The organism is Thermoflexus sp., assembly GCF_025055495.1.
Lineage (GTDB): Bacteria > Chloroflexota > Anaerolineae > Thermoflexales > Thermoflexaceae > Thermoflexus.
The window spans coordinates 1-5,313 of sequence record NZ_JANWXB010000235.1 but is presented as its reverse complement, the minus strand read 5'-3'; the positions used below and the strand labels follow the sequence as shown (position 1 = coordinate 5,313).

General features: G+C 61.0%; 6 protein-coding genes. All 6 read left to right on the top strand.

Annotation, left to right across the window (positions count from 1 at the left end; translation table 11 throughout):
• Nucleotides 1–403: 403 nt before the first annotated feature.
• The 6 genes from pstC to NZM16_RS07715 all read left to right on the top strand — a co-directional run bounded on the left by pstC (nt 404) and on the right by NZM16_RS07715 (nt 5,179).
• Nucleotides 404–1,294, top strand: coding sequence for a phosphate ABC transporter permease subunit PstC (pstC, locus tag NZM16_RS07740; RefSeq protein ID WP_366946186.1), 891 nt, complete (start codon nt 404–406; stop codon nt 1,292–1,294).
• Nucleotides 1,295–1,386: 92 nt separating this feature from the next.
• Nucleotides 1,387–2,244 (top strand): phosphate ABC transporter permease PstA, encoded by an 858-nt coding sequence (pstA, locus tag NZM16_RS07735; protein ID WP_295449623.1) that lies wholly within the window; start codon nt 1,387–1,389, stop codon nt 2,242–2,244.
• Nucleotides 2,245–2,294: 50 nt separating this feature from the next.
• A complete protein-coding gene (gene pstB, locus NZM16_RS07730; RefSeq protein WP_295449620.1) occupies nt 2,295–3,068 on the top strand; it encodes a phosphate ABC transporter ATP-binding protein PstB in 774 nt (257 codons plus the stop codon).
• Nucleotides 3,069–3,075: 7 nt separating this feature from the next.
• Nucleotides 3,076–3,525, top strand: coding sequence for an arsenate reductase ArsC (locus NZM16_RS07725; protein WP_295449617.1), 450 nt, complete (start codon nt 3,076–3,078; stop codon nt 3,523–3,525).
• Between the two features lie 133 nt (nt 3,526–3,658).
• A complete protein-coding gene (gene phoU / locus NZM16_RS07720) occupies nt 3,659–4,315 on the top strand; it encodes a phosphate signaling complex protein PhoU (RefSeq protein ID WP_295449614.1) in 657 nt (218 codons plus the stop codon).
• Nucleotides 4,316–4,543: 228 nt separating this feature from the next.
• The gene (locus tag NZM16_RS07715; protein WP_295479723.1) at nt 4,544–5,179 is read left to right on the top strand and encodes a hypothetical protein; all 636 of its coding nucleotides are present in this window, start codon (nt 4,544–4,546) and stop codon (nt 5,177–5,179) included.
• The last annotated feature ends 134 nt before the right edge of the window (nt 5,180–5,313 follow it).

The following is a 5,313-nucleotide window of genomic DNA, read 5'->3' as shown; positions in this document are numbered from 1 at the left end:
CGGCAGCCCAATGCGTGAGGATCGTGGGCAAGGGCAAACTTCAGCGGATGTATAATAAACGCGGAGCGATGAGGGGCGCAAGGGGTTTCAGAGACTTGGCATCGAAGGCTGAGGGCCTGACCTGGGCCTCTTTAAGGGTTTGCTCTTCATTCTTTATTTGGAGTTGTTAGGAAGGGCTGGTCTGTTTGTTCTCCTCGCTCGGATCGTTCAGGTCATCAGCTATCTCAGCGCGCATGAGGGTGATGCGCTTGGTGATCCGGTATATTGTTACGGGGCCGCTGGGATGGGGTGCGGCTGAGATGAGCATTCAGCTTTGGTGGCAGGCTGCAGAAAGGGGGTTGGATCTATGGAGTTGACCACACGTCCTGTGGCGCTCATCACGCGAGCGCGGCTCCAGCGGGGGATGGCCGCCCGATGGCGGGAATGGGGGGAGCTGGCGATCCAGGGCCTCCTGTTCTTTGCAGCCCTGGTTTCTGTGTTCACAACAATGGGGATCGTTGTGGTCCTCCTCGTCGAGGCCCTTCCCTTTTTCCAGCAGGTTTCGCTCGTTCAATTCCTCACGGACACCCAGTGGACGCCTCTTTTCGCCCAAAAGCGTTTCGGGATCGCGCCGCTGCTGGCGGGGACGCTGCTCACCTCGGCGGTGGCTCTGGCCCTGGCGATCCCTGTAGGTCTGCTGAGCGCCATCTATCTGAGCGAATACGCCCCCGCGCGGGTGCGGGCCACGGTCAAGCCCATCCTGGAGATCCTGGCAGGGATTCCCACGGTGGTCTACGGATACTTTGCCCTCTTGTTCGTTACCCCCTTGCTGAAGCGGGTGATCCCCAATCTGGAGACATTTAACGCGCTCAGCGCGGGCCTCACCATGGGCATCATGATCATCCCGCTGGTCTCTTCCCTCAGCGAGGACGCACTGTATGCGGTGCCCAACTCGCTTCGGGAGGCCGCTTACGCCCTGGGGGCCACGCGCCTGGAGGTGGCCCTGCGGGTGGCGGTCCCGGCGGCCCTCTCTGGGATCGTGGCTTCGTTCATCCTGGCCGCCTCCCGGGCGATCGGGGAGACGATGATCGTGGCCATTGCGGCCGGGCAGCGCCCGATCCTGACCCTCGATCCGCGGCGGGCGATCGAGACCATGACCGCCTATATCGTTCAGGTCAGCCTGGGGGATACCCCTCACGGCACCCTGGAGTTCCGAACCATCTTTGCGGTGGGCCTGGTGCTCTTCCTGTTCACGCTGGTCCTGAACGTGATCGCCATTCGGATTATCCAGCGCTATCGCGAGGTGTATCGCTGATCCCGGGTTGAACGGGCTTGCCCATGAGGCCGTTCGGGCGGCGTTTCTTTGCCGTTTTTTTAACCTGGGAGTTCCAAGGAGGAAGAGCATATATGGAGCTTCGGAAACGGCGGGAGCTCATCGGGAAGGTTTTCGAGGGGATCGCGCTGACCGCCACTGCGATTGGCCTGGTGGCGCTGACACTGTTATTACTGGATGTGGCTCGCCGGGGCCTCGGCGTTCTATCGTGGAGTTTCTTCGTCAACTATCCCTCGCGCTTTCCGGAGCAGGCCGGCATCCGTTCTGCGTTGCTGGGGACCCTGTGGGTGATCTCCCTGACCGCCTTGTTCTCGGTGCCGCTGGGGATTGCGGCGGCGATCTATCTGGAGGAATACGCCCCCCGCAATCGGTTGACTCGTCTGATCGAACTGAACATCAATAACTTGGCAGGGGTGCCATCGATCATCTATGGCCTCCTCGGCTTGGAGCTTTTCGTGCGGGGGATGCGGCTGGAACGGAGCATCCTGGCGGGGGCTCTCACCCTCAGCCTGCTGATCCTGCCTATCCTGATCACCGCCTCCCGGGAGGCGCTGCGGGCGGTGCCGATGAGCCTGCGGGAGGCGGCCTTCGCCTTAGGGGCTACCCGATGGCAGGTCGTCCGCCACCAGGTGTTGCCTGTGGCCTTCCCAGGGATCCTCACCGGGATCATCCTGGCTCTTTCCCGAGCTATCGGGGAGACCGCCCCGCTGATCACCATCGGGGCGCTCACCTTCATCGCCTTCGATCCAAGGGGGCCTCTGGACAAGTTCACCGTGCTCCCGATCCAGATTTTCAACTGGGTATCCCGCCCCCAGGAGGGTTTCCACCGCCTGGCGGCGGGGGCCATCCTGATATTGCTGGTGGTGTTGCTCTCCATGAACGCATTAGCGATCTATCTGCGAAATCGCCTGCAGCGCCGATATCAATGGTGACCATTCGATCTGCCCCTGAGCGCACTAAATAAGGGAAAGGGAAGCCAGCGATGGAGGAGATCATTCTGGAGGCGCAAAACCTTACAGTCTACTATAATGGCCGTCCGGCGATTGAAGGGGTCAACCTTCGAATCCCCCGTCGCCGGATCACGGCGATCATCGGTCCCTCCGGGTGCGGCAAAAGCACGCTCCTGCGCTGCTTCAATCGGATGAATGATCTCATCCCCTCCGCTCGGGTGGAAGGCAAAGTCCTCTTCGAGGGGGTTAACATCTACGCCCCCGATGTGGATGTGGTAGAGGTCCGACGGCGCATCGGAATGGTCTTCCAGAAGCCGAACCCGTTCCCTAAGAGCATTTACGAGAACGTGGCCTTCGGCCCCCGCATCCACGGGGTCCGGGACCGGCGGAAGCTGGATGAGATCGTGGAGCGGTGCTTGCGGGCAGCCGCCCTGTGGGATGAGGTGAAAGATAAGCTCCATCAAAACGCGCTGACGCTCTCCGGCGGGCAGCAACAGCGCCTGTGCATTGCGCGAGCTCTGGCCACCGAGCCAGAGGTGCTCCTGATGGACGAGCCAGCCTCGTCCCTTGACCCGATCGCTACGATGAAGATCGAGGATCTGATGCGGGAGCTGACCCGGGAATATACCATCATCATCGTGACCCATAACATGCAACAAGCCGCCCGGGTCAGCGACTACACCGTCTTCATGCTGGCGGGGGAGGAACGGGTGGGCCGCCTGATCGAATTTGGCCCGACCCAGCAGATCTTCACCCGCCCGCGCGATCGGCGAACCGAGGATTACATCACCGGGCGGTTCGGATAGGAGGGCCATGGTCCAGCGTAAACGGCGGATCCTGGTTCTGTGCACGGGCAACGCGGCGCGTAGCCAGATGGCGGAAGGATTGATCCGCGCGGCCCTGGGGGATCAGGTGGAGGTGTTTTCGGCGGGCACGCGCCCGGCTGGCTATGTCCATCCCCTGGCGATCCAGGTTATGAAGGAGATCGGGATCGACATCTCGGGCCACCGTAGCAAGTCCCTGACCGAGTTCCTCCACGAGCCCTTCGATCTGATTCTAACCGTGTGCGATGACGCCGCCGAGGAATGTCCGATCTGGCCCGGGCCGGCCGAGCGCATGCACGTGGGATATCCGGATCCGGGACGATGGCCATGGGACGACGAGGGGTTGCTGGAGGAGTTCCGGGAGATTCGGGATCGCATGCGGTCAGAGCTGTTGCCCATCCTTCGGCGCTGGATCGAGCGCTGGGAAGAGGGTAAATGAGCGGGCGTTCGGCGCATTGGTTGAATCTAAACTTTTCAGGTTCCCCCGGGGTGGGGGGAGAACCATGTTTGACCGGAATCTGGTCCTGCATTACCATGCGGAAGCCAGGCTAGGATCTGGAGAGGAGGGGCCCATGCAGGCTCGAGTGATGCTGGAACGCGATCTGAGCGCGATCCGCCAGGATGTGTTGCGGCTGGGTGGGATAGTGGAGCAGGCCATTGACCGGTGTATCGAGGCCCTAAAGCGGCTGGACGTGCAGATGGCCCGGGAGGTCATCGCCTTCGATGAAGAGATCAATCGCATGCGCTATCAAATCGAAGAAGCCTGCATGGAGACCATCGCCACCCAGCAGCCCATGGCCGGTGATCTGAGGGCGATTATCGCGGCGATGTTCTGCGCCACGAACCTGGAACGCATGGGCGATCATGCCAAAAGCATCGCCAAGCTGACCATCGAGATGGCCGACGAGCCCCTGTTGAAGCCGCTGATCGATATCCCTCGCATGGCCCAGATCGCGAAGGAGATGCTACGGCAGGTTCTGGAGGCGTATATCGAGCAGGATCCAGAGAAGGCCCGCGCGGCCGCCGCTCGCGATGATGAGGTCGACGCCCTGGACGAGCAGGTTTACCGGGAGTTGATCACCTACATGATGCAGGATCCCCGCACCATCTTCCGGGCCACTCGGTTGCTTTGGATCTCCCACAACCTGGAGCGCATCGCCGATCGGGTAACTAACATCGCGGAGCGAGTGATCTTCATGGTCACAGGGGAGCTTCAAGAGTTAAATTAACGGACCCATGCTGTGGGGGATTTTGGGGTCGGGTAGGGTCGTGAGAGACAACCCCGTTCGCTTTCCTCAAAAAGTCAAGGCGCTTTGGGAATTTGCGTGGTGATGATCGGATGTGTTTCCAGATATTAGGGACGCACCCCATCATCCTCCCCATATCTGGGTCCCGCTGGGTGGAGCCCCACGGAAATTCCCAGAGAGCCTCAGATTCATCCTGAGGTCCCTGCATCCATGTCCCTACGCGGTGTCCGCGAGGCGATCCGACCACCCCTCGAAGGGCGGAGATCGGGGGAGATCCGTCCTCGTCGGTTCCCTTTTCTGCTGTACCGACGGCTGGCCCGGATGTATCGAGGGCCTGCGCTGCTCACCGCTCTCCTGGCGCTGGGCCTGTATTATCTCCCTCTGTTCAGACCGGTGGAATATCCCTGGCCGCCGGAGCAGGATTTCCTTCTCCTGATCATGGTCGGCGCGGTCCTGGGGGTCTGGTTGATCCCGGAGATCGGAAGCCGGCTTTCTGGGGTGGAGCCGAGGCCGGAAGCCCTGGTTTTCAGAGCTCCCTTCTTCGCCCTTCGGATCTCTTATCGACGGATTCGCAATACCCGGCCAACGGTGTTCTCCGAGCTTTTCCCCCAGATCCCTCGTCGTCATCGGCGATGGGTGGAACCCTTTTATGATCATGCGGTCCTGGTGATCGAGACGGCAGGTTATCCGCTGCCCGCCCGTTGGATCCGATGGCTGCTTGGCCCTTATGTCTGCCTGCCCCAGGGAACCGGCTTCGTCTGTCTGGTCTCCGACTGGATGGCCTTGAGCCGCGCGATCGATTATTACCGAGAAGCCGTTCGTGGGGCATCCCCTCGAGGTTCCTGAGGGATCCTTTGTCCGGGCGTGAGGCTGGGGCAAGAACGAGGCGTCGGGCGGCCCGCAAACCAGCCCAACCACCCCAACCAGAATTAACCCAAGCAAAAAAAATGTGAAATAAGAAAAAAAGAGGCGAAAGTGGA

Coding starts and splice junctions, on each gene's coding strand:
- pstC (WP_366946186.1), top strand. CDS start 404: ATGGCCGCCCGATGGCGGGAATGGGGGGAGCTGGCGATCCAGGGCCTC.
- pstA (WP_295449623.1), top strand. CDS start 1,387: ATGGAGCTTCGGAAACGGCGGGAGCTCATCGGGAAGGTTTTCGAGGGG.
- pstB (WP_295449620.1), top strand. CDS start 2,295: ATGGAGGAGATCATTCTGGAGGCGCAAAACCTTACAGTCTACTATAAT.
- NZM16_RS07725 (WP_295449617.1), top strand. CDS start 3,076: ATGGTCCAGCGTAAACGGCGGATCCTGGTTCTGTGCACGGGCAACGCG.
- phoU (WP_295449614.1), top strand. CDS start 3,659: ATGCAGGCTCGAGTGATGCTGGAACGCGATCTGAGCGCGATCCGCCAG.
- NZM16_RS07715 (WP_295479723.1), top strand. CDS start 4,544: ATGTCCCTACGCGGTGTCCGCGAGGCGATCCGACCACCCCTCGAAGGG.